The sequence below is a fragment of the Scytonema sp. UIC 10036 genome (assembly GCF_009725235.1).
Window position 1 is genome coordinate 24,164 of record NZ_WJFC01000088.1, and the last position, 24,289, is coordinate 48,452.

General features: G+C 41.3%; 20 protein-coding genes and 1 pseudogene. 11 read left to right on the forward strand and 10 right to left on the reverse strand.

Features of this window, described 5'->3' with window-relative positions; translation table 11 throughout:
* Nucleotides 1-178: 178 nt before the first annotated feature.
* Entirely contained in the window at nucleotides 179-4,714 is a 4,536-nt protein-coding gene (locus F7734_RS32880) for a protein kinase (RefSeq protein ID WP_155748748.1), read from the forward strand.
* Between the two features lie 127 nt (nucleotides 4,715-4,841).
* On the opposite strand, the gene F7734_RS32885 is transcribed toward F7734_RS32880, so the two are convergent.
* On the reverse strand, nucleotides 4,842-5,993 hold the full coding sequence (locus tag F7734_RS32885) for a Fic family protein (protein WP_155748749.1): 1,152 nt from the start codon (nucleotides 5,991-5,993) through the stop codon (nucleotides 4,842-4,844).
* Between the two features lie 172 nt (nucleotides 5,994-6,165).
* Between F7734_RS32885 and F7734_RS32890 the strand changes: the two are divergent.
* From F7734_RS32890 to F7734_RS32900, 3 genes and pseudogenes are all read left to right on the forward strand, one after another.
* Nucleotides 6,166-6,306 (forward strand): annotated as a pseudogene (locus F7734_RS32890) (element excision factor XisI family protein); the annotation flags it as partial.
* A 74-nt stretch (nucleotides 6,307-6,380) separates the two neighbouring features.
* The gene (gene brxL, locus F7734_RS32895) at nucleotides 6,381-7,829 is read left to right on the forward strand and encodes a BREX system Lon protease-like protein BrxL (protein WP_155748750.1); all 1,449 of its coding nucleotides are present in this window, start codon (nucleotides 6,381-6,383) and stop codon (nucleotides 7,827-7,829) included.
* Between the two features lie 185 nt (nucleotides 7,830-8,014).
* Nucleotides 8,015-8,404: a hypothetical protein gene (locus F7734_RS32900; RefSeq protein WP_155748751.1), complete on the forward strand. Its 390-nt coding sequence runs from the start codon at nucleotides 8,015-8,017 to the stop codon at nucleotides 8,402-8,404.
* Nucleotides 8,405-8,679: 275 nt separating this feature from the next.
* Here F7734_RS32900 and F7734_RS32905 read toward each other — a convergent pair whose 3' ends face one another.
* Together F7734_RS32905 and F7734_RS32910 are read right to left on the reverse strand one after the other, a co-directional pair.
* Entirely contained in the window at nucleotides 8,680-9,657 is a 978-nt protein-coding gene (locus F7734_RS32905) for an NAD-dependent epimerase/dehydratase family protein (protein ID WP_155748752.1), read from the reverse strand.
* 20 nt (nucleotides 9,658-9,677) lie between these two features.
* Nucleotides 9,678-10,481 carry an SDR family oxidoreductase gene (locus F7734_RS32910; protein WP_155748753.1) on the reverse strand — a complete coding sequence of 268 codons (804 nt, stop codon included), beginning with the start codon at nucleotides 10,479-10,481 and terminating at the stop codon, nucleotides 9,678-9,680.
* A gap of 101 nt (nucleotides 10,482-10,582) precedes the next feature.
* Here F7734_RS32910 and F7734_RS32915 point away from each other — a divergent pair, with 101 nt between their 5' ends.
* Entirely contained in the window at nucleotides 10,583-10,954 is a 372-nt protein-coding gene (locus F7734_RS32915; protein ID WP_155748754.1) for a MerR family DNA-binding protein, read from the forward strand.
* 97 nt (nucleotides 10,955-11,051) lie between these two features.
* On the opposite strand, the gene F7734_RS32920 is transcribed toward F7734_RS32915, so the two are convergent.
* Nucleotides 11,052-11,306 carry a hypothetical protein gene (locus tag F7734_RS32920; protein ID WP_155748755.1) on the reverse strand — a complete coding sequence of 85 codons (255 nt, stop codon included), beginning with the start codon at nucleotides 11,304-11,306 and terminating at the stop codon, nucleotides 11,052-11,054.
* 107 nt (nucleotides 11,307-11,413) lie between these two features.
* On the opposite strand from F7734_RS32920, the gene F7734_RS32925 reads away from it, so the two are divergent.
* Nucleotides 11,414-11,596, forward strand: coding sequence for a hypothetical protein (locus F7734_RS32925; protein WP_155748756.1), 183 nt, complete (start codon nucleotides 11,414-11,416; stop codon nucleotides 11,594-11,596).
* 315 nt (nucleotides 11,597-11,911) lie between these two features.
* A complete protein-coding gene (locus F7734_RS32930; RefSeq protein ID WP_155748757.1) occupies nucleotides 11,912-12,160 on the forward strand; it encodes a hypothetical protein in 249 nt (82 codons plus the stop codon).
* 470 nt (nucleotides 12,161-12,630) lie between these two features.
* Here F7734_RS32930 and F7734_RS66345 read toward each other — a convergent pair whose 3' ends face one another.
* The 5 genes from F7734_RS66345 to F7734_RS32955 all read right to left on the reverse strand — a co-directional run bounded on the left by F7734_RS66345 (nucleotide 12,631) and on the right by F7734_RS32955 (nucleotide 18,183).
* Complete coding sequence (locus tag F7734_RS66345) at nucleotides 12,631-13,392, reverse strand: HlyD family efflux transporter periplasmic adaptor subunit (protein ID WP_347566328.1); 762 nt, start codon at nucleotides 13,390-13,392, stop codon at nucleotides 12,631-12,633.
* 18 nt (nucleotides 13,393-13,410) lie between these two features.
* On the reverse strand, nucleotides 13,411-14,160 hold the full coding sequence (locus F7734_RS66350) for a biotin/lipoyl-binding protein (protein WP_347566329.1): 750 nt from the start codon (nucleotides 14,158-14,160) through the stop codon (nucleotides 13,411-13,413).
* 52 nt (nucleotides 14,161-14,212) lie between these two features.
* Nucleotides 14,213-15,982 carry a peptidase domain-containing ABC transporter gene (locus F7734_RS32940; protein ID WP_243147213.1) on the reverse strand — a complete coding sequence of 590 codons (1,770 nt, stop codon included), beginning with the start codon at nucleotides 15,980-15,982 and terminating at the stop codon, nucleotides 14,213-14,215.
* A 358-nt stretch (nucleotides 15,983-16,340) separates the two neighbouring features.
* Nucleotides 16,341-17,060: an FkbM family methyltransferase gene (locus F7734_RS32950; protein WP_155748758.1), complete on the reverse strand. Its 720-nt coding sequence runs from the start codon at nucleotides 17,058-17,060 to the stop codon at nucleotides 16,341-16,343.
* A 439-nt stretch (nucleotides 17,061-17,499) separates the two neighbouring features.
* A complete protein-coding gene (locus tag F7734_RS32955) occupies nucleotides 17,500-18,183 on the reverse strand; it encodes a DapH/DapD/GlmU-related protein (protein WP_155748759.1) in 684 nt (227 codons plus the stop codon).
* Between the two features lie 1,052 nt (nucleotides 18,184-19,235).
* Between F7734_RS32955 and pstS the strand changes: the two genes are divergently transcribed.
* Nucleotides 19,236-20,288 carry a phosphate ABC transporter substrate-binding protein PstS gene (gene pstS, locus F7734_RS32960; protein ID WP_155748760.1) on the forward strand — a complete coding sequence of 351 codons (1,053 nt, stop codon included), beginning with the start codon at nucleotides 19,236-19,238 and terminating at the stop codon, nucleotides 20,286-20,288.
* Nucleotides 20,289-21,115: 827 nt separating this feature from the next.
* Here pstS and F7734_RS32970 read toward each other — a convergent pair.
* Nucleotides 21,116-21,760: a TetR/AcrR family transcriptional regulator gene (locus tag F7734_RS32970; protein WP_155748762.1), complete on the reverse strand. Its 645-nt coding sequence runs from the start codon at nucleotides 21,758-21,760 to the stop codon at nucleotides 21,116-21,118.
* Between the two features lie 107 nt (nucleotides 21,761-21,867).
* Here F7734_RS32970 and F7734_RS32975 point away from each other — a divergent pair, with 107 nt between their 5' ends.
* The 3 genes from F7734_RS32975 to F7734_RS32985 all read left to right on the forward strand — a co-directional run bounded on the left by F7734_RS32975 (nucleotide 21,868) and on the right by F7734_RS32985 (nucleotide 24,214).
* Nucleotides 21,868-22,836, forward strand: coding sequence for a Rieske 2Fe-2S domain-containing protein (locus F7734_RS32975; RefSeq protein WP_155748763.1), 969 nt, complete (start codon nucleotides 21,868-21,870; stop codon nucleotides 22,834-22,836).
* A gap of 266 nt (nucleotides 22,837-23,102) precedes the next feature.
* Nucleotides 23,103-23,564 carry a DUF4383 domain-containing protein gene (locus F7734_RS32980; RefSeq protein WP_155748764.1) on the forward strand — a complete coding sequence of 154 codons (462 nt, stop codon included), beginning with the start codon at nucleotides 23,103-23,105 and terminating at the stop codon, nucleotides 23,562-23,564.
* A 161-nt stretch (nucleotides 23,565-23,725) separates the two neighbouring features.
* Nucleotides 23,726-24,214, forward strand: a complete 489-nt coding sequence (locus tag F7734_RS32985) for a pyridoxamine 5'-phosphate oxidase family protein (RefSeq protein ID WP_155748765.1) — start codon at nucleotides 23,726-23,728, stop codon at nucleotides 24,212-24,214.
* The last annotated feature ends 75 nt before the right edge of the window (nucleotides 24,215-24,289 follow it).

Sequence of the window (24,289 nt, forward strand, 5' to 3'; positions counted from 1 at the left end):
AGAGCACGAAGGAAAAGAGAAAGAAGATAACTTTTTTGGCACCTTTGTATCTCTCTCTGCGCTCTCTGCGTCTCTGCGGTTTATTTATATAGAGTAAAAAACCGCAGAGGCGCAGAGGAAACGGAGAGAAGAGTTAGAGTGAGATTACCAATTTATCAAATATAATGGAGAAATTTTCATGCCAGCTGAATACTTTCCCTTTGGTGAACCTGAAAATGAATCGGAACGCATGGCGATTAGCTATCTGCGCGGTCATTTGCCTAATTGTTACAAGATTTTTGCTAACTTGGAAATTAAACAAGGTGTGGAAATTTTTGAGATAGATTTGATTATAATAGCACCTCACTGTGTTTATGTCGTTGATATTAAGAACTGGCACGGGCGTATTGAAATTTATGACCGTCATTGGTATCCGGAGAACCACCAGCCTTACCTATCACCTCTTAAGAAATTGAGAAAACACGCTAAAGTTCTCAGCACCACAATCTGTGACACCAACCGCGCATTGCAGCAAAAGTTAAGTAGAGTTCACATCCAAGCAGCTGTGCTGATGACTTCTGACGATGTGCTAGTCATTGATAATGGTGATAAAGATGGTGACCATGTTACCTATCTCGATAAACGCTGTCTTGACTATTTTCAAAGCACTGCTTGTGTTCCACCCCAACGGCTGACGATTATCAAGCCCTATGTCAAATTTGTGGAACAAGCGATTCGTGGAAAATCTCAACCAAAAACCTCTCCTCGTCTTTATTTACATTGGCAAGTAGAGGAGAAATTGGGAGGCAATGACCGCTATACTGAATACCGTGCAACACATAAAACGATGGGTACTGCTGAGTGTACAGTACGCTTGCGGGTTTACAAAGTTGACCCTCTGCTAGAATCTTTTGAAAGGGAAGCACAGCAAAAGCTGATTCGCACTGCTTTTGTAGCTGTTTCCAAGATTCCGCGCCATCCTAATATCTTACCAGTACGAGATTATTTTATCAGTCAGACTGATGATTGTATCGTGTTGGTGATTGACGATCTTCCGGGACAAGTACTCAGCCAACACGTTAAAAAGCACAATTTGAATCTAGAACAGAAATTTTCTATTATGCGGGATGTTCTCCTTGGTTTGGAACACGTCCACAAACACGGAGCGATTCACCGCAACATAACTCCTGACAATATTTTAATTTCTTCTGACGGACAAGCTTGTTTAACAGGATTTGATTATGCTCGCGTTCCCAATAGCACGAGTACCATTGCTGATGATATTGCGGAAGACTTGGCTGAGTATGCTGTCTACCAAGCTGTGGAATGTCAAAATGACCCTACACACGCTAGCATTCAATCGGATCTCTTTTCTGCTGGGCTGGTTTTCTATACTTTGCTAACGGGGGTTCCAGCTTTTGAAGATGCGAATCAAATGGGTGAAGAGAATGCTCGGTTTCCTGTCAAACCCTCGGAACGCAATTCCGAACTCTCCCCTGCTTGGGATGTATGGTTGCAGAAGCTTTGTGCTTTTGCGCCTCAAGATCGCTTCCCCAATGCTGGTGTAGCACTGGGGGAACTCTCTTGTTTGATGTCGAACCCGATTCCTATGGAAGAATTTTCTTTGGAGGGGTTGGATATAACTAACCTTCCTCCAGATACGATTATCGATCGCCGTTACCGAATTATCAAACGCTTGGGACGTCCGGGTAGCTTTGGTGTTGCTTACCATGTCTTTGAGGCTTTGGGGGAAGTTGAACGAGTTTTGAAGTTGGTAACGAAAGATAGACGTTCGGTTTATGAGAGGTTACAACAGGAGTATAAGACTTTGCAGAAGGTTCCCAAACATCCTTATATAGTAGAGGTGATTTGGGCTGGTCAATTGAAGGATGAGACTCCTTTTATTGTTTTTGAGTACGTTGAAGGTCAAGATGTTCAACATCTGATTGAAACCAGAGCTATCTCTTTAGAAAAAGCTGTTGAGATTGTCTCGCAAACTGCTGTTGGTTTATCTCACTTGCACAAGTATAAGGTTTGCCATCAAGATATTAAACCTTCTAACCTATTGGTGACGGACACGGGTGTGCGAATTATTGATTTTAATGTGGCGGTGTCTGATGGTGATGAGATGACTGTTTCTGCTGGAACTCTCCGCTACTTACCTCCGGATTGCAAGTTGACATCGAATTTAACTTTGGAGGAGAAGGTAGATCGGGATTTGTATGCTTTGGGTATAGTTTTTTATGAATGTGTGACGGGTTGTTATCCTTTTGATGAATTTCAGCCTCCTAGGGGGAAATTACCTCGCGACCCTCGTGATGTGGAAGGTTGTGAGGATTTGGATGAGGAAGTGGTAAAATTACTGATGCGTGCGATCGCTCCTCAACGGTCTCAGCGTTTTTCTTCGGCAGAGGAATTTTTGGCTGGGATTGGAGGAATGAACCGCAGAGGCGCTGAGGGCGCAGAGGTAAGAGGAAGGGGTGTTTCTTTGTTTGAGGTTTCTGTTGGGAATGGGGTGAATGGGGAGAAGCCGATAGTTCTAGACCCTACGGGGTTGTATGAGGTTCCTGCTGGTTATACTGCGATCGCAACTGAGGTGGACTGGATGCGGTCTTTTGGTGTGAGTGGTTCGCCGTGGTGGGTGAAGGGTAAGCGTTTGTGTGATTGGGCTGTGGAATGGTTGCAGGTTTGGAATAGAATGGATGAGGTGGCGGAGATTAAGTCGAATCCCAGGTTGCGTTTGCAAAGTTTGTTTGGCTCTTTACCTTTACCTCAGGAGTGGTCTGACAAACAGATACTGGCTCTTGTTACCAAGCTTGATTCTTATCCTCAAGAAAATCCCATTGCTTACCTACTTGTGGATGTGGCGGGTTATGAGGAAGTCTGGCTGGGGGAACCTTCTATGACTCATCTTGCCACATGGCTGACAGTTCGAGTCCCACAAGAGTGCAGACCTTTAGAGAAAGTATGGCAGCAAAAGTTCCAAGAGTGTAACTTGGCGACTTATTACTTAACAGAAGATAAGTTTCAACTTCTGCGTTGTTGGCTTGGTATTGCCAAACCGGAGATCGCTGAACTTGGGAAGTATCCTCTGGCGATTCCCGATTTTCTCACACAAGAATTTGACCGCTACTGGGAACAGCAACTTTACCTCACCCAGGGCGAAGTTCTCAAGCATCTTCCCCCACACCAAGCAGGTATGGAACGCATCACTAATATTGCTGTTAAAGTCGCCAAGCAGCGTCCCAATTGGAGCGAACGCGTCAAGGAAACAGGGGTTGCTGTTTATCTTAGCTACCAGCAGAAGCAAGAACTCCAAGACCTCCAATCTCCACCCCAACCGGAACTTTTACCTCTCAATGCTACCCCCAACCAAGCACTCACCTGGGTGACGCAAAGTTATCTCCCTTACCGTCGCTGGGAACTCATCCACCAATCTCTGGAAAGCAGAACGAGCGATAAGCCAGGGGAGGCTTGCGCTTCGCAACGCATAGCAGATAGCTTTGTAGAATGGATGCTAGAACATTATCCCCAGATGAAGGTAGACTCGGTAGAACATTCTTATCTCAACTACAGCGTTGCATCCCTAGTCCGAAATCTTTGCGAGTCGAGTCCGGTACTGTGGGTTGTGGTGGATGGTTTGGGATGGTTGGACCACAAAGAACTCTTATCTATCCTCACCCAAAATCGCCAACTGGCTGTGGAAAAGGACATAGAACCTCGGTTCAGTATCTTGCCAACGAAGACAGAATATGCTAAAGGAAGTTTGTACTCTCAACTTTTACCCAACAGTTCTGCTTGGGAAAAAGACAGTATCAAAAAAGCTTTTGCAAAAATGGGCTTGGGGGAACACTACACAGACAGCCGTATCGATCGCTTACGCAAAGATTTAAGGAAAAGAAAACACCAACTCTATTGTTGGGACACAACCCAGTTTGATGAACTGCATCACAATAGCACGGATTGGCAGCATCTTTATAATATAAAGCGTCCCCACACCTTAGAACTTATAGCCAGGGAAATCGTATCTTTTGTGGAAGAATACCCCAACCCAGAAGAACTGCGAGTGGCGATCGCAAGCGACCACGGTCAGATTTTAGGAACCTCAGAAAAAATTACCTGTCCCCCAGAATTGGAACCCCAGGGAAGAATCGCCAAAGGGAAAACTACAGACCCTCGGTTCGTCGTGTTGGAGAGCGATCGCTATGGTTTACCATACGACATCAGTATAGTGCGAAGTTCTGCCAGCATCAGTTCCTTTAGTTATAACCCCGACAAAAAAATCCTTGGTTCTCACGGAGGGCTTTTCCCCGAAGAAGTCGTCATTGGATTCTCCGTCTTGAAAAAAACTATACAACGCAGTCCCGTCATCATCACCTGTCATGGTGAAGGGGAAACCGGAAAACCAGGAACAATAAATATTACCATTGATAATCCCAACTCGGTACCGCTCACAGACTTGTATCTATATATTAAAGAATTGCCCACATTCGACACGAAAAAACCCATAGAAAAAACAATTCCAGCCAATCAGCGAGTCACCTTCCAACTCACAATCCCCAAAACTCCAGAATTGTCCCTGACTCATGAAAGCGATCGTCTCTCCCTATCAGGAGAACTCACCTTTAAATTTGCAGGTCATGAAATCAGCAGTGCAAACCTTACACCAGATTCTCAAATCGCGATCGCGCAAATGTTTATTAGCCAAGGATTTGACATCAATGAATTCTTATGAAACCATTTTTTATAACAACGAATTAGTCCGTGAGGTCTGCGCTCATCCCAGCCCCGCGATCGCTCTTCTTATCTGCGGAACTTCCGCAGATAGCCAAATCGTCCGCAGTGCTAATGGCGATCGCAAATTAGGCATCATTAAAAATAGACAGGTATGGACTATAAACAAAAGATCGATTGCGCTTATTGCCAGTAATTTCTTTTAAGAGTCCCATATCACAAAGCTCTTTGATCAATTTGTTTGCATTAGGATAGGATAGCTGAGTAATCTCTGCAGCACTATCTACATTAAAAATCGGTTTAAAATACAGCTTTTCAAGTAAAGTTAGAGCACTTCCTGATTTACGATTGCCCATGTGTTCTCTTACTATTTGGCTGTGAGTCTCTTTTAAATTAATTATTTGGCGGGCAACAGTAGATGCTTCTTGAGCTACCTCATATACGCCTTTAAAAAAAAATTTAAGCCAGCCCTCCCAATCCCCGTTATCTCTAATAGATTGCAGTCTATCATAATATTCAAGACGAAATTTTTTGAAATAATAAGATATATATAGTAATGGACGTTTCAAGATCCTTTTTTCACATAACAAAAAAGTAATTAACAAACGTCCTGCTCGCCCATTGCCGTCTTGGAAGGGATGAATTGTCTCAAACTGAGCATGGGCTAACCCAATTTTAATTAAGTCTGCCATTGGGCTAGAATCGTGCAAAAACTTCTCTAAATTATTTAAGGAATCTGCCATCTCATGGGGTGGAGGTGGAACATAGGTAGCTTCTTTTAAAGAGCATCCCCCAGGTCCAATCCAATTTTGACTGCGTCGAAATTCACCTGGCTCTTTTTCAGAACCGCGTCCACTTTTCATGAGTTCTTTATGAATTTCACGTATTAATCGTAGTGAAACAGGTAGGCTTTCCAATCGCTTAAGTCCATAATTGATTGCCGAAATATAATTTGCTACTTCAGTTACGTCTTGAGGATTGTCTGGTTCTACCGTATGGGATTCAAATTCCAAAATATCTATCAAGGAAGCCTGTGTTCCTTCTATTTGGCTGGATAGAACCGCTTCTTTGCGGACATACATAAATACAAATAAGTCGGGATTAGGTAAAGCATCCGTCGAGCCATCTAGTCGTCCTAAAGCTCTGTCTGCCATCGATAGAAGTTGCAACATCTCATCGTCAACATCTATTTTAGGAACAGGTGGCAGTGGATTGGGGATAAAAGCTTTATACCCGCTAAGTTGTTCTATGTACCTACCTGCTCGATTGGTATAACCCATATTATCGATTTCGTTAACAAGGAATAATCTGTAAGGCTATATTATCAAATTTACCAATTTTCGTTAATAAGATTTTTGTTTAAAAAAAGAGTGGTATAATTTCTAGGTTTAATATTTGATTAGAATTTCCTAAGTTGGGTTAAGAACTTGATAATTCCCTGAAGGATTAAAAGGCGAGATTTGGATTCAGCGCAATACGACTGAGCTAGATATTGCCCAAGCATTAGTAGAGATGGGAGTATAAAAGGAAGATATTGTCTTGGGATTGCATCCGCCCTACAAACGTCCATATACAGGGTATAGTGTGGCATAGGACCATCGGTCATCCGCAACCTGATTGAATTAGCAACATACATTGCTGTAGACAACTTAGATGCTTCGATATCAATGAATTCTTCTGAAACCATCCCTTACAAAAACGAATTAGTCCGCGAAGTCTTCGGAAACCTTTGTATCGACAAAACCCGACTTCCATCGAGTAGACTCACCGATATAGGCGTACCCAGCTTTGTTGCTGAATGGTTGCTAGACAAAATTGTACCCGGAACAGGAACCCTAACAACGGCAGAATCCGAACAAGTCAATAGCTTTGTCAAAAAAGCCTTTCCCCGCAAAGATGACCGTAATGAAATTATATTTGATTTGACACAGGGAGAAGTCAAAAAACTAATCGCCCTCCTACAAGTCCGAATCAAACTAGAACCTAACGGACGCATTATTCCCGAACCATCCGCCCAAATTCCCGCCCTCAATTTAACCGAATGCAGAATTTCCACAGAAATTATAGAAAGATATAAAATGCTTCTCCGACAGGGAGTGTGGGGAAAAATCACCCTTGGTATGCTTCCAGAAGGCAAAGTAGACGTGATGGGCTTTGAACCCTTCCAATGTTCTCAAGTCAACCTACAAGCCTACGCCAATTGTCGCGACAAATTTACTTCCCAAGAGTGGAAAGACTTGCTCTTTTGCTCAATGGGGTTCAATCCCCAACACCCAGACTACAACCAAGAAGCAAAAACCTGGATACTCTCAAGATTACTTCCATTAGTAGAGCCGAATTACCATATCATGGAACTAGCACCCAAAGGAACAGGAAAAAGCTTTTTCTATGAAAATGTCAGCAGTAAAGTGTCCTTAATCAGTGGAGGTAAAATCACCCCAGCCCAGCTATTTATTAATGGTAAAACCAAAGAAGTCGGCTTGCTAGGACGTCACGACCTTGTAGTACTAGATGAAGTTCAAAGTTTAACATTTGATAATCCTGATGAAGTCATTGGAACCCTAAAAACCTACCTTGCTAGCGGTCGCTATAATCGTTCTGGCTTTGCAGATATTGCCAGCGATTGCGGATTGGTGATGTTAGGAAATATTGAATTAAACGAGAAAATGCAACCCCGGACCGAAGAAAATTTAATTGCCAATCTCCCCAATTTTTTCGCAGAAACAGCCTTTTTAGACAGGATTGCAGGCATCATTCCTGGGTGGGAAATTCCGAAATTCAAAAAAGAAATGACAGCGTGTCAGTTTGGACTTAAAATGGATTTCTTTGGTGAAGTTTTACTTTCCTTGCGTTATGAAAATCGGTTCTTTCTATACGCTCAAGAACACACTCACTTTGATAAAAATATCACAGTTCGAGACCAAAATGCCATCCTCAAATCAGCCTCTGGTTTTCTCAAACTTCTCTACCCTCATTTAGAATTAACATTGATGGATTACGATCGCGATTGCTTAAAACCAGCCCAGCAACTGCGTCAAGCTATTCGTGATTCACAATATCATCTTGATGATGAATATCGACAACTGGGTAGAGAAATTTCCGTTGAGGTTAAGTGAAATATTACTAATATTTCCCTGATTTCTAGCAATTTGTACTTGTAAAAATTTATATAAAAATACGTATTTCTTCGGTAGGAGTCATCGAAAAAGTCTCATAAATTGAACACAGCCTTTCAAGATAAAAAAATGGACGTTATTGCGAAGCTTAATAAAACAGGTTGTGTCTTTCAGGAGATGGCACGATGAGCATTGGATCGCGCATAGCTATCGGAGTAGTAGCTCTGCTCTGCGCTGCTATTTTCTTGATGATGGCTCTCAGTGCAAGCAGTTCGCCGCCTGCTGGAGCTTTTTTTATTTACGGAATAGTAGCGTTCTGTGTTGTTATTGCCATCGCTTGCTTCTTTCCTCAGAGCCATCCGATTACTTTACGACTCATCGGTATAATAATTTTTTGTGCCTATGTTGCCTATGTATTTGACAGTTTCCGGACTGCAAATCTAGGTCAGGCTATTGTGGGGTTTCTTGTTTGGGGAATTCCTTCTGGCTATTTAGCAATTATGGGTAAGTATCCAAATTGGGGGACAGGATCGGAAGCATTCAACCCAAAACGGAATAGAACTCGCTTGAAGTGAGCTCGGTTTACGATAAGCTGGGTACACCTTGCGCCGAAGCGATCGCACCACTTAGCATACTAGATTACAGTTGGCATACTACTTAGGGACTTCCAAATAAAAAAATATCCAACTTTCTCTTGTGAAACCCAGAGCAGCGCGGTGCGGGGTTTACCACCAGTTGAAGCGACTGCGGGGCGAGGACGCCCGCACCACATTCCAGGATAATTTATTTCTTGGGCATCCCTGAATGTGAAAACAATGTAGAGCCAAAGCATGGCTCGTCTTTACGGAATTTATATATATCGAGGGAGTTTTGCGAGTTCCTCTAGCCCCAAATCACGACTCACAATCGGAGTATAACCCAATTCTGAGCGGGCTTTGCGATCGCTAAACGTAAGTTCCTCACCGATAAGTCTGACCATCGTTCGAGTTATGGGAGGGGCTGTTTTGCGTTGAGAAATTTGCCAAATCATTTCTGTCAACAGAGCAACATTCCAAGCAAGTTGCCGGGGAATGCTGAACTTCTCTGGCTTGACTCCTGCAATCCCAAGCAAAGCTGTCACCCAATCGCGGAACTTCACCACATCTCCATCGCTGAGGAAGTAAGCTTGTCCGCCCGGACTTCGTTGTGCGGCTAAGATAGCACCGTGACAGACATTCGCTACATGAGTTGTCATGTAAGGATAATTACCTTCCTCAATCCAAAGAAATTGCTTGGTTTTTACTGCTGTCACAAGTTGTGGCAATACGTGTTCGCCTTTTCCCCAAATCCATGAAGGGCGAACAACAGAAGTTTTAAATCCAGGTCGATTGGCAGCAATGACTCGTTCCTCAGCTATGCTTTTGGTCGCAATGTAAGGAGAAAATCGAGGCTGCTTTAAAGGCTCTTTTTCATCAATGTTTGACAATGGTTTGCGATCTAAGACAGAAGCCGCAGCACCGATTTGAACAAAGCACGGAACTCCTACAGTTTGAGCTGCTGCTAACGTATATTCTGTACCCATTACATTGGTTTCATAGAATGCTTTATAGTCACCCCAAATACTCAAAAATCCAGCAATGTGAAAAACTACTTCACAATCTTGCATTCCTTGTATCATGGCTGACTCATTGAATAAATCGCCGCGAATTGCTTTAGCTCCAAGTTGAATGGCCTGTTGCGCCGCTTGCTCGGATCGCACTAAAGCATTGACCGTGAATCCTCGCTCGCGCAACATTTGAATCATGCAACCACCGACAAACCCGGAACCACCTGTTACAAAAGCTTTCATGAATCTTTCCCGATAGAGTTTTAGTGTTTACCCAACATCATCTTTTCAACGAGCGATCGCCACATCAAATCTGGGAGCAGCGCGTGTAATAACAGAAAAGCTTCACCGTAAGGTGAATAGCGCAGTCTTGGAGAGCGGTCAACTGCGGCTCGGTAAATGACTTTGGCAACACCTTCTGGTTCTGGTAAAGAGTCATTGACTTTCTCGCTAAACTGTTTCATTCGGCTCGCCATCTCCGTGTATTCGGGATGCATTGCCCAAATACTCCCACGATTGATGAAATTGGTTTTAATTCCACCAGGTTCAATAATTTTGACCCGAATCCCAAAAGGTCTTAACTCATAGCGAATTGCTTCCGAAATCCCCTCAACTGCCCATTTTGTGCCGTGGTAAGAAGCGGTGAGCGGAAAAGCAAGACGACCCCCAATTGAAGTCACATTCACAATAGTGCCACCCCCCTGTTGGCGCAACACGGGCAGTACTCTTTGTATTGTATACACCAGACCAAACACATTAGTTTGAAACTGCTGTTCGAGTTGCTTTTGTGTTACCCCTTCAAGGGGTCCCATCAGGGCATATCCAGCATTGTTGACCAACACATCAATGCGACCAAAGTGCTCCAATGTCGTTGCGATCGCATTCGTAATAGTTTCAGGAACCGTCAGATCCAAATGTGGATAGATAATCCTTGAATCCGTTGTCTCGACAAACTTACGAGGTGAACGCATGGTCGCTGCAACATTCCAACCCTTTTGAAAAAAATACTTAGCAGTAGCTTCGCCAATCCCACTTGAAGCACCTGTAATGAGCACAGTTTTAGCCATCGCCGTCAACTTCCAGAAATTTCATGTGTTTTCACTTGCTAGGTTAAACTGTGGAGTATAGTCCACAGTCAAGTCTATTTTTAAAATTTTAGGTAGCTGCAATGCTCATTGGTGAACTGGCTAAAACAACAGGCTTATCCAAAGATACGATTCGCTTCTACGAAAAAATGGGGCTAATTGATGCAGATGAGCGACAAGCAGGTACAAGAACCTACAAGGAATTTAGCCCCTTGATGGTGGAACGGTTGATGATGATTACCCAAGGAAAGTCTCTAGGATTTACCCTCAATGAAATTAAATACCTGATTCAAGCGTGGGGAAATGATATCATGTCAGATGATGAAAAAATTCGAGTGATTGACCGCAAACTTGAAGAAATTTCTGAAAAAATACAGCAACTCGAACAAATTAAAATCTATCTGACTGTCAAGCGGAATGGTATCATCGGTAAGGCAGATACTGTGTCTGGTTGAAAAGTTTTGCGATCGCCAATGCCATTCGAGGAATCCTTTTAGGGATATTGTTAAGACAGGGGCGATCGCAGTCACGATTTCTTAATCGACAGTGCAATTAATTTTCTGCATCTGAATCTATGCCTAATTCTAAATAGCTACGTTTTAATTGCTGCCAAAGATCGCTAATTTGGTTGTAGGCATCTTCTGCTGAGATTTTACCAAGAGTTTGTAAATTACAAACGTAAGCTACTCGTGTCGCAAATTCTTGTAAATTTGCATTAAATACAAGTCTTTGGGGTGTGAATTTACCTCTATAACTCGACTTTTGATAGATAAAGTTTTGTAGCTCTGGTTCTTGTTCCTGTGCCATAACTATCGGTTCATATTCTTAATAACGCTTCGTAGTTTACTGCTTGGCTAGGGACAGCCAAGCATTCCTTCTATTTTATTTATTCCATAAAAATTATAGTAACTTATATGTCTCAGGCAAGAGACGAAACCTTTAAAAATAAAAACACTCCATCGGAAGGTGTTTTGAGGTTTAAAATTGATGCTCTTTATCAATTTAGTCAATTATCGCGCAAAGATTACAAATTCTCGCGGAAAGCGATCGTGTTGGGTTGTCATGAGTACTTTGAACTGGGATGGTTGTGGCGGTAGGTAAGGTTTTATCTGGCTGTAATTAGAAATGCCAAAACACCTTCCCCCGACGCCTTAGGGGACTACAGGTGCATCTTCATACAAAATTGGCTTTAGAAAATTTTAATGATTTGAGAGTACAATATTAGCACCAACGCTCTATTAATTCTGTATCAGAGATGACATATAATGTCATGTCAATCCTGTTCTCAGTATCACTTTCATGCGACATCTATCTGAGGACAGAAATATTTTTCTGTCTCTGGGTAGCTGCAATTACACTTGAAATTTACACATCCTAGTATTAATAACTGATTATATTAAATGGCTTAGCTAATGCATAAAAGATTTTATACGACGCTGGAACAAGAGGAGACAATCTACCACTCAGAACTCTTTAGGTATGGTGTAGATTATGAAAAAGCGGCAATAGCTGCTAAAGTATTAGCTTCTAAAAAGCCCGATGAGCTTTTAACCGAAGAAGAAAAACAACTTGTTACTGAAGCTTGTAAAATGTGGTTAGAAAAACACAAGCGTCTTACACATTTAAATCCACTTTTAAAGAAGTATCAACAAGTTAAATGAATCACTTCATTATCTATCAGTTTCCTAATCTTGCCAAGGAATAGGAACTTAAAAACCTCGGTTATTAAACAACCGAGGTCATCCAAAAAATGAATTTATATTATAAGCTAGCTAGCGGCTTTTATTAATTAAAATAGTAACAATATTGTTAATGCCTGTTCAAATATCTTTAGAAACATTGCATTTACAGATAACTTCTTTCTAATGAGCCATTGACAGTTGCTACAACTATCAAAAAACTTACACTTATGACAACATCAATCTTTTATTAGCTTTTTAGCACCAATTATCGGTCTTTGCTAAACAAAACTTTGCTTCCTCAATCTGTCCTGGCTCCATACAATCCCTTGCAGTTGGGAGCACAGTACTTATAGGACATCAACGAGATGTGTACGGGTTTTCCTTATTGAAGAGATTATACAGACAGATTTTTTTTCTTCTGTGTAATTTAAATGGGGCAATATATAAAATTATACATCTGTTGTTAACCTAGCCTTTCTCAAGAAAAATTGCATGACTGTTTCTTCACGGGAAATGATATCAACTCTACCTTCCATTCCCAATTGAATGTGACACAGATTTGTGTCTTTACCTAAAACCTGACTTTCCGGCTCAATAGTGACTTCATAAAAAGCTCCTGGGATAGCCGCTTTGGGACTGGTATTGTAAGAAGCAGTAGCTCCATTTGTGCTATTTGTTGGGGGAGCGAATGCCTGCGGCAAGGCTCCGCCGAACGCATCTGGAGAAATTGCTTCTACTTTACCATTAAGAGTACCATAATCCGGGTAGGGGCAAGCATCAACACGCATTTGGACTTTTTGACCAATTTTAAGCTTACTTTTATCTTCAGATGCAACTGCTGCTTTGATAATCTGCTTGACATCACTGGGGACAATTTGCACAACTTCTTCACCAGCACGCACAGTTTGACCGGGGTTACGCAAGTTTATCTGAGAAATGATACCATCAGCAGTAGCAGTAATTGTAGTGTGGCTAAGTTCGATTTCTACTTGTTTTAGTTCGCTAGTATCGCGCTCTAGCTGTTTTTCTACCTCAATCCGTTGCTTGATTGTTGCTTGCAGTTCTTTGTCTAAAGCTGCTTTGTTACTTTCACCTGTGGCTTTTTCTTGAGCTATGCGCTCGTTAGCAATTTCTACTTCTGCATGACTGGGATTTAAGGCTGCTTTCGCACGTTGCTTTCGAGCGATCGCGGCATACACAGCTTGTTGCAATCGTTCAATTGTTTGCTTTTATACCTCCACAGCTGCTTTTTGCGCTACGACTGCTTGTTGTTGCTGTTGGGCAGCTAACTGTGCTTCTTCTAATTGATTCTTAGACAATGCTCCTACTTGCACTACACTCTCATATCGGTTTTGCTTTGACTTCGCTGCATTCCAAGCCGCCTCAGTGGAATGCAAATTTGCTTGTGCTGTTTTTAACTGTGCTATGCCAACCTGCAATTCTTCTTGAGCCATTTGCACATTAGCTTGAGCTTCTTGAAATTCAGCCACAGTGGTAATTTTTTTATCCTGATATTGCCTACTGCGATCGCTTCGTTCAGCTTTGGCAGCAGCAATAATACGAATAATTTTATCAGCTTCGGCATTAATTTGAATATTTAGGTTTTGAATTTGAGCGTTAATTTGCACGAGTTGCAAATTAGCTTGCTGAATATTAGATCGCAGTTGACTTTTTTTAGTTTGTAAGCGGGAATCATCAATGATGGCGATCGCATCTCCAGTTTTGACAACTTGATTTTCTTTGACATAAATTTGCGTAACTTGACCTTCAGTTACCGCCTGCACAATTCGCAATTCCCCAGATGGTCGCACAACTGCCTGTCCTTTAACTGTCACCTTATATTTGCTGACTGCTGCGACGGGAATTGCTAGTCCCAGAACACAGAGAATAAAAAGTCCGCCATAGGTAGTCCAACGACTAATCGGTGCAAGAAATTCATCTATTTTAACTGGGCGTAAAAAATCTGTGTTCTTAGGCATAGTTAGTTCACAATACACAATGTATGAAGAGCAGCAGATGCAGATATCGGTACTAACCTATTCTTAAAAGACCGCGATCTAAGAAATCTAAATGTTCTCCAGAAACTTTACACAAATCTTCTAGTGTGCCTTGGATTTTTAAACTTCCTTTTTCTAAAAAAACAATCCAATCTGCACGCTGGATAACCTGCGCTCGGTGACTAATCAAAATAGTAGTTTTCCCTTGGCGATGATCTAAAAGCTTATCTAGTAATTGTGCTTCACTCACTGGATCGAGTGCGCTGGTAGATTCATCCAAAATCAAGATAGGAGGGTCAGTGACTATGGCTCTAGCTATAGCTAATCGTTGCTTTTGTCCACCAGAAAGATTAGCTCCAAATTCTCCTAAGACAGTTTGATATTTATCAGGTAGTTCGCTAATAAAGTCATCTGCACCAGTAATTTGACAGGCTCTAATAATTTCTTCCAAACTAATGTAAGGATAACTAAATTGAAAATTATCTAGAATAGAACGACTCCAAAAATGAGCTTCTTGTGGTATTAAAACCACCTGTTGCCGCAAACAGTCTAAAGATATATCTTGCTGATTGTAACAGCCATAGCGAATATTTCCCGATTGAATTTTATATAAACCAGTAATCAATTTTGCTAGGGTACTTTTACCACATCCAGATTTACCAATCAGAGCAACGACTTGACCACCAGGAATAGTTACAGAAAAATCTTGCAATAAATCAACCCTACCTGTGTGGTGAAAATTAATTTCTGTGCAGGTAATATATGTATGAGCGGGAATTTCTACCCACTGCTTTTTTAAAGCATTTTCATCTTCTGGGGTAGCATCAATAACTTCTGTCAGACGTTGAATAACTATTTGGGAAGTAATAAACTCATCTACTAAGCCGATAGCAGAACTTAAAAAGCCGAGAAGATTGCCACTCATACCGTTATAGGCAATCAATTGTCCGATTGTTAAGGTACGATTAATGACTAAATAGCTACCAATCCACAAAATACCAATATTAATAAATGTCGAAAGAATATTTGTAAGTGTACTGCTGTAAAGTCCCAGTTGCATGGTACGCCAGCTCAAGTTAGCAAGATAACCAAAATTTCCTTGATATTCTTCCCAAGCTTGGGATGTAGCTTGGGTAGTTTTTAAGACTTGTACTCCCCGAAATGTTTCGACTAAAAAACCTTGATTTTCTGTACCAGAAACAATCATATTGCGGGTTTTTTGGCGCAGTGCTGGTAAGAAAAGCCAATTAACACCTGTCACAATGATAAATGCAGCTATGGAAGCTAAAGTTAATTCCCAAGAGTAAAAGAGCATAAAGCCTAAGGAGACTACAGCAATAAAAAATTCGCTGGGTAATCCCAAGACAATTTGGGAAACTAACTCATTAACGGCGTTGACATCAGCAATGCGGCTGACAACTTCCCCACTCCGTCTTCCTTCAAAATAAGATAGGGGTAAATGTAAAAGTTTGCGTCCGTATTCCAGGATTAATCCTAATTGCAATCTTTGACCAAAATAGCCGATGAGGTGCGATTGTACTAAACCAATGGCACTTCTAACTAAGTTGAGGGTGATTACGCCAATAGCGACGGTGGTTAATAGTTGGGTATCTCCCCGCACTAGGACATCATCGGTAAGTAGTTGCATCATAAAGGGTGATGCGAGGGAAAGCAGACCAATAGCGATATTCATGGCGATCGCTTGGGCGATAATAAACCGATAGGGGCAGAAGGCAGATCGTTCCCAGGCTCTGCCTGGGAACGAGAGAAGATAGAAGAAGTCGGGTATTTTGTTTGCTGACATTTAACCAAAGAAAGACGCCACAGCCGAAGCGCACATTCAACATAGATTCATTGGAAAAATCAGCAGAATCAGCCTTTTTCACTTAACAGTGTAGTTATTCATACTAACTTTGGGAAAGGACGTGTCATGCGTTACGAAGGCGATAAGATGGTAATTTTGTTTGACAAGGCGGGATATAAAACCTTTGCTGTGGAATTGGTGCAGGGAATGCTAAAGCAGTTGGATGAATAGGTACCCTCAATCCCAAGAAATTCCAGCAGTCGTTGTTAAAAATGTAGCAAAAATTACACGATAGACTCTGAAGAAATACAGAGATTCTGATTGGCGAGTTATTAGATCCCTATTTTGTCCCAACAGCTTAATTGATTTCAGAACGCACCATCAAACAATCATATTCAACAACACAACCTTCAGGATTACGAGAGGCTGCAAATAAATCAACCAGCTCAAAACCTAGGGTTTCATAATACCTTAAGGCATCCAAATATGAAGGCATATTCATGTAATAAGACCGCACAGCTATTTCAGATTGCAAACACAGAACTTTATCCATGCATTTACTTGCACCCTTAACAACTTCAGTGTCATATCCTTGAGTATCCATCTTTAGAAAGATACGCGGCTCAGGTACTAAAGTGAGAATCTCATCCAAAAGAGAGTCTAGAGGCTTAATCTTGACTTCGCAGGAATTAACAGTTTTTGGCATACTAGCCTCAGGCACTAGAAATGAACTCAGTTCTGAATAGGTGTTAAAATGAAAGGCTGCCAAAGCATCCTCATTTCCAAGTCCTAAATTATATCCTCTCCAAAGAGGATCGTGTTTAAAGTTCTTTTGAAGAGTGGGAAATATTTCTGGATGTGGTTCAAAACAAAGAATATGTCCTTTATAGCCTAGTTTTCTGAGGTTTTGTGCATAGGTACCAATATTAGCTCCCACATCAAGGACACAGTTAATTCTTAATTTCTTCAAAAGCTCCGCTATGTAACTTTGGTAAAAAAATCGCTCTATTTTTGCTTTTACAGATTTGGGCATTTTATAGCCCGCCGAAATCAAAGAATAAGCTATGTCTCCCAACATTGTAATGACTTCCTTTAGCAACCTGGGTAAATTTGTCTACAGTCAGTAATGAACAATTTAATGAACCTTTGCTAAGTGCAAAAGCAGAAATATTAACCTTTTATTTGATGCGTGGAACGCAAATCAAAAGGTAATAGAGACAAACATTTTGACCAAATTTCTTGAACGTACCAGGGCAAAGACACTTTGTCAAGAAAAAGCTTCATTCTCAATCAACTCCTATTTTTCGCATTACAGCCGTTTTCACCTAAATGAACCACACCTAAAGTAAGGACGTTTCGGCTTTACGCCCCAAAGACTGTGGTCTATTTACCTGGTAGTTTAAATTTATTTCTCCAACTGCGGCGGATAACTCCAACATTTCTAAATCTGCTTGTTTGATTTGTTGTACTACCAGGTCTTGTTTTCCTTTGATAAATTTAGTCTGAAATTTGAATCATCAAGCTGTACCAGCTCCCTTACTAGCTTTAATAACTTTTGCAGGGACTCCAACTGCTATGGAAAAGGGAGGGATATCTTTGGTAACAACTGCGCCAGCACCGATTACACTTCCTTTACCAATAGTCACTCCGTCTAAAATCCTGACTCCAGAACCTATCCAAACATTGTCCTGAATTTCAATTCCTTCACGGCTTAATCCATGCTCTCTGTGATTGTTGGCGTAAATACCTGTCTGGGACGCAATTAGGCATTCCTTACCAATTTTTATATGACCAGGTCCAGCCATGCAGACATAAGGTCCTAAGTAAGAGCCATCACCAATTTCAATCAAGCAATCAGAAACAGTCGCTTTGATATCAACACCGCGATCGATACAAACTTTGTTACCAATACATAGTAAGCTGTTTGGTGCTATCATGTCAAAGCGTACATCTCGCATAATTTTAACATCATCGCCAATCTCAACTGAAGAGCCTCCAAGAAACTCAACTCCCATCTGAATATAAAGTCTCCGACCCACGCGAGCAAGTATGAAACGGTAAGCCAGTCGTCGCAGCAGAACACCAAGTGGACGAGGAATCCATCCGATCAAATTAGTTATAGCCAACTCTTTTATCCGTGACAAAGCTGTAGGTGAGGTAGACGGCAGCTGGTTAATGTTGAGTTCTTGTTGAAGTGTCATAGTTGTTTACTTTTTATTAAAGTAGATAGACAAAATCTGAATTATGTTCAGTTTCTTAATGAATCACTGAACCTAAATTTCTCACACCTGTTTGAAAAAAGAGAGGTCAAAAAGCTGATTATTTCCTAGGTAGGGCTATGCCACACACCCCCTTATTGAGAAGGTGCAAGATATCAGTAGTGCTATTGCCCAAGGTTGTTGTAATAAAGGCAGTCCCAAAGGTAGCTGTTTATCCTCTAATAAATCTATAGACAAGCAGCAGCAAGACCAAAAAGACTCTGACTAATTTATGAATACGCCCAGTTTTTGCCACTTAGTTACAAAGGCAACACAAGTTGAAGATATATGACACACCTCCAGAAATTAACTTGCATCGTCTAAAATCCTTAGAGAGACGAGCTATGGCGCATCTTTTGTCCAAGCACATACTAAGCGTATCCTAATCAAGGAGGAGTATCTCCAACTTCAGCCATCACATTGAAGTCAACCATCGGAGCGAATAAGTAAATACTTCCTCGACTACTATAACGGCTTCGTTGCAGCCTGTTTTTGTCTTTTCCGGCTGTTGTAATCATCATCTGCCAAGATAATTTACGTATTTACTAAAGCGCCTTTTTACTGACACAAGTATTTTACATTTACTATACCAAAATAAGTGACATATTTTTTGTGAAGAGACAGTAAAGATTTAATGGCGTTTGGAGAAGCATCGCATCTCATGCCCTATGCCTATCTTGCCTCCGCACGCTGCGCTTTGCCTTTCTGCTATTGTAATAAGCTGCTTTACGAGATCAAATAAGCTCCATGGAATTACATATATATGTATTATCGCTAAAACTTCATAAGTATGAATGAGCCATTACTTGTGTTGTTGCAACTGCTACTTTGTCCTCTAGCAACCAGATAATAAGTAGCTAATATAAGGTTATTAGATAACGTAATAGGTTTTTGCATCAAATTTCCCCGACAGAGGGAATTGTGTTATAGAGGGATTATTATCAATAAACAGTCAATTATGCAATAGTAACGACACATTGGCACTCAATATTGCTATGTCTACTCAACGTCAATCTTTAAGACCGTCTTGTCTTTTATTCTTAATTGTGCTATCCTTATGTACTAAATCCTGTACGAGTGATGTTAAAAACAGTACCAATGTATCCCTGACTGGTGCAGGTGCAACTTTTCCCGCGCCTCTGTACCAGGGATGGTTTGCTATGTACAACCAGCAACATCCCAATGTGAAAATTAACTATCAATCCATTGGAAGTGGTACTGGAATCTCACAATTTATCCAAGGTACTGTGGATTTTGCAGCCAGTGATGTGGCAATTACAGAGGAACAAGCCGCTCAAGTTAAACGGGGTGCGATCGCTCTACCCATGACTGCTGGTGCTATAGTCATAGCTTACAATTTACCTAAAGTCGCAACAGGTCTAAAACTATCACGTGCAGTTTATACAGATATCTTTCTAGGCAAAATCAAAACTTGGAATGACCCCAAAATTGCTACACTAAATCCGGGAGTTCAGTTACCCGATCTACCAATATTAGTCGTACATCGCTCTGATGGTAGCGGAACCACAAGTGTGTTTACACAGCATCTCAATGCTATCAGCCCGGAATGGAAAAACAAAGTCGGGGCTGGTAAAGCTATAGCTTGGCCGATCGGTATTGGTGCTAAAGGTAATGAAGGTGTCACTGCTCACATCCAACAACTTGTAGGAACAATTGGGTATATAGAATATTCCTATGCCATGCAAAATAATTTATCTGTGGCTGCTTTAGAAAATAAAGCAGGTCGTTATATAATGCCAACATTAGACTCAGCAGCTCAAACTTTAGAAAAAATAGAATTACCCTCCAAGAATTTAATTGCTTTCATCACCGATCCAGCAGATCCTCAGTCTTATCCAATCGTTACTTACACCTGGCTTCTTAGTTATCAAAAATATCAAGACCCTCAAAAAGCTCAAGTCCTCAAGAATTTTGTGGACTGGGCGTTAACTACAGGTCAGAAATATAGTACCGAACTAGGTTACATTCCTCTACCTCAAGAAGTAGTCACTCAAGTGAAATCTGCCGCCGGAAAGATTTCTGAATAAACCAAAGGGGCGGGGTCTTTATTTTTTAAGTATAGAGAATTTCTTATTAAGCGTTGACTTGCTATAAGTATAAACTCATCCTTTTTCCTTGATCCCGCATAGTTTTTCATCAATGTTAGAGTTTCCTCACAAGTTCCTCACATTTGGAATCTATGTTTAAAGCTTGAACAGTTTGTTTGCCATCTCTTACAAATGAGCAGACAAGCGATTCAAGATTGTAAACAAACACCTTTAACATTAGAACCTTAATAAACTATGAATTACTGTCCTTGCTGTTCTCACCAACTTTTACGACATATTCGTAGCAATGAAATTTACTGGTTTTGCCGTAGTTGCTGGCAAGAGATGCCAATGGTGAGCGGTCACAAATGTATCTTAACCTGTGAAGCTAGTGAGGGTGCTGTCAGGAAATTACCCATGAGAATGGCAAGTGAGCAAGGGTCAAGGGGTAACAGGCAATGGACAATGGTTCTCTCCTGAGCAATATTTTCAACATAGCGCTTGTACCCAGTCCCGGCAAAACAAAGGAATCAAAATCATTCTTTTCATATAGCCCAAGCTTTTATAGCAAATTTCAACCTAGTGAGGTACAAAAATTACCCTCCTCTGTCCCCCCTTAGTAAGGGGGGATGAAAGGGGGGTGTACCTCATTAGACTGAGAAAGGCTATATTTTCAAAATATTAAGTAAAATTTCCAATGTTTTTGAAATACCAATTATTGCTTGCGTAGAAATCAATAATTGGGGCTCTCATAAACAATACAGATTTTCAATTGTTCCTTGCAGAACCCTCGAATTGAGTCGAGGGTTTTTTTTAGAGGATTTTGTTTATGGTATTTTCTTCACACCAGCCAAAATAAGTTCGATGGCTGCTTCGGCATGCTTTTCTACCATCTCTGGACTGAGGCGATCCACTTCTGGTGTTAGATGCTTCCAATTTTCATGAGCTATGAAATAGAAAATACAAATAGAAATGATGTGAAGCCCAGTTAGCCTGGGATCTAATTCCCGAAAACTTCCATCTCTGATACCTCGCTCTAAAACTTGGAACAAATAAGAATGAACTTCAGCCATATTCTGTTGGCTCAGTTTAATATATTCACCACGATTTTGACTGGCTTCCTGAAACCACAACATTTGGCGATGGGGATGCTTTGCTTCATAAGCGATCGCAACTCTTATCATTTTCCCCAAAGCTTCCGTTGGTGAGACTTCGTCTAGATTCAGTAAAGCAAATTCTGTTGCCAGTTCAGCCGCAGGGCGCTGTAACACTGCTTTATACAAACCTTCTTTACTCTCAAAATAGTAGTGAATCATAGCATTAGTCACACCCGCAGCCTTAGCAATCGCGCTTAAACGTGCTCCATACAACCCGTGCCGTGCAAACTCCAGTTCGGCGGCATCAAGAATTTGCTGTTGAGTAACTTCTGCATCGCGCACGGGGCGATTCTTTATTTTCCGCAACTGAACCATGACTGCTCACACTCGGTTTCCTTTCACCATCATAAATTTCTCCTTGACGGTCTTGACTGTCACCTACTAAACTAACTAAAAAATTAGTTAACAATGTAATAAATTGTATGAAAATACTACAAGGCGCACCGTGGCTCTTGGGACATCGCTCGATGCTCAAGCCAAATCAGCCCGTGAAAGTTTCGCTTTACGGTAACGACTACGTTCTTTGGCAAGACAGTAGCAAAAAAATTAACTGCTTGCCGAATGCCTGTCCTCACATGAGTGCAATGCTATCAGAAGGTTGGTGTGTAGTTAAACCTGATGGTAGCAGTACAGTAGCTTGCCCATTTCATGCCCTAGAATTTGATGGCACTGGTTGCACGGTTTTACCCGGTTCCAACAAGCCCACCAAATCTTTAATAAAACCATTGGAGTTAATTGTTCAAGGTGACTTTATTTGGTCATACGGTGGATGCGAGCCAAAAATTCCCATCCCAAAAATTATGAATGAAATTGCCGCCGAGTATGAATTTATTGGTTTGACAGGCGATCGCAGTATCAAGACAAATTTTCTCAATCTGCTGTTAAATATGCATGACTATAATCACCAAAATGGTACTCATCGCCAATTATTTGAGATTGAAGAAGTGCAACTCAAACAGTTTATCGATAACGGATTTCACTCCCATGCTTATATCGCTCAACCAAGAACCAAACCCAAACTCCGCGACATCTTAAAGAACCCAGCACTTTTATTACTGCCAAAAGTACTTGAGGCTCATTTAGAAAACTACTTTCCGTGCTTGGGAATCATGCACGGTGAGAGTCCGCTCTTCAGCCTTAAAGAATGTCATTTTTACATTCCAGAATCAGCAGAGTTGTCCCGTGTTGGTGTTTTGATGTTCATGAAAGCACACTCTCCCCTAGCCCATCTGCTCAAAAGAAATCTCCTACAGCTAATCGATGTTGTTATCAAGCAAGATGCTGATATTTTGGGCAAACTCTATACCAACACAGTACAGCATATTAAACTTAACAATGAAGTTGGTATGGATTGGGTGCGACGAAATTTTGAGAATTTTCCAATACAGTAATCAGTGACCACCTGACCACCTGACCAGTGAGAGTCTCTGACTCATAATTCTGACTTTAGGCAGTTGAATTCCTTCCTGAGATGGAAATAGATTTAGAGATAGATAAACCAACTGGTTGATTGTTAGCTCAAAACTGCACATTGAAAAAAGAAGTATTTCTTTTGTTCTCATTGCAACCGTTATAATTGTAATTAGCAGAGTGAGTTAATGCAGGGATGGGTAATCCCTCTAGTTTCCCAAAATCTAAATAAACACGGAGTCTTGTTATGGGAGCACGATACTTTGCCCTAATTGCCGGCATAGTGTATGTATTGCTTGGTCTGTTTGGCTTTATACCAGGTATGGTTGCAACACCTGGTACTGGTGGCCCTGAAGTGGTAATTAAAACTGGATATGGTTACTTACTGGAATTATTTGCTATCAACATTATTCATAACATTGTACGCATAGCTGTTGGTGTTTGGGGGCTCATTTCCTACCGCAGCTATATTAGATCGCGAAGTTATGCACGCGGTATAGCAGTTTTTTATGGAGTGCTGGCAATCATGGGATTATTACCAGTTCTCAATACGGTATTCGGCATAATGCCGATATTTGGTCACAACGTTTGGCTTCATGCAATCACAGCATTAATCGCTGCCTACTTCGGATTCAAAACACCGGATGCTGTAACACTCAGAGAACACGAACGCTCCATGGCAAGTGGGCGATCGCGCAACCGCTTTTAATTACAGCAGTTTTCATCTAAATGAACCACACCGTTTGTAAGAGCGCGGCGGCTTTGCGCCCTTACATCTGTGGTCTATTTACTTGAAAATGGCTATAAACAGTATGCTAGGGAACCTCTAACCTGGCATACTGTTAAGCGAAACTTCCCCATTCATTGTTCATGTCACAATTTGAAACTGCCCTCGCTGCATATCAAGGCTTCACCGACGAATTTCTCAGTGTTGCGATCGCTACTGTCAGTGCAGATGGTACACCCAATGCTAGCTACGCTCCTTTTGTCTTCGATGAGAACAAGAATATATATATATATGTAAGCGGTCTTGCTACCCACACTCAAAATTTACATGCAATACCCAAAGTGAGCGTGTTATTTATAGACGATGAGTCAAAAACCAAACAAATCTTTGCTCGCCGCCGTCTTGTCTTTGACTGTACAGCAACCTTAATAGAACGAGATAGCGATTCTTGGCAGCAAATCGTCGATAGCTTTGAAGCACGTTTTGGCGACATTATTCAAATGTTGCGCGAGTTGCCAGATTTTCGGATCTTCAAGCTAGCGCCAAACATAGGGCGCTTTGTGATTGGTTTTGGTGCTGCTTATGAAGTCGATCCAAATGGCTTTAACACCCTAAAACAAATTACGGGATAAGGGCACTGGTCAAAAGGGCAAAAGGGCATTGAGCATTGGTTATTTTTCCTTATCTTCCTTATCTTCCTTGTCCCC